This window comes from Falsihalocynthiibacter sp. BN13B15 (assembly GCF_041205415.1).
In the GTDB taxonomy this organism is placed as follows: Bacteria; Pseudomonadota; Alphaproteobacteria; order Rhodobacterales; family Rhodobacteraceae; genus Falsihalocynthiibacter; species Falsihalocynthiibacter arcticus.
This window is the reverse complement of the sequence record NZ_JBGFCE010000110.1, coordinates 1-331: the sequence shown is the minus strand read 5'-3', so window position 1 is coordinate 331 and position 331 is coordinate 1. Positions and strand designations below refer to the sequence as shown.

Here is a 331-nt window from a genome sequence, read left to right as displayed (position 1 = left end):
CCCGCGAGCAGAGGTGCCGGGTGCATAAAACAGGGAACATATTGAACGCGATGCCCAAGTCCCTACAGGCGAAAGCCAAAGGGCATATCCATCATATCTGGCAGGCCGAAACCAAGGAAGAGTCAATATCGGCTTTCGATTTCTTCGTTGAAGCCTATGGTCTGAAATATGAAAAGGCCGTTGGGAAATTGACCAAGGATCGCGACGTTTTGCTCAGCTTCTATGACTTCCCAGCGGAGCATTGGAAACACATTCGAACCACCAATCCAAACGAGAGTATCTTCGCAACCGTTCGTCACCGCACCAAGAAAACCAAGAGCTGTCTTAGCCG

At 50.2% G+C, this 331-nt stretch carries 1 protein-coding gene; it reads left to right on the top strand.

Annotated features, from left to right (window positions below; genetic code table 11):
- On the top strand, window positions 1-331 hold a 331-nt coding region (locus AB9F26_RS22410), incomplete at both ends, for a transposase (RefSeq protein ID WP_369769144.1).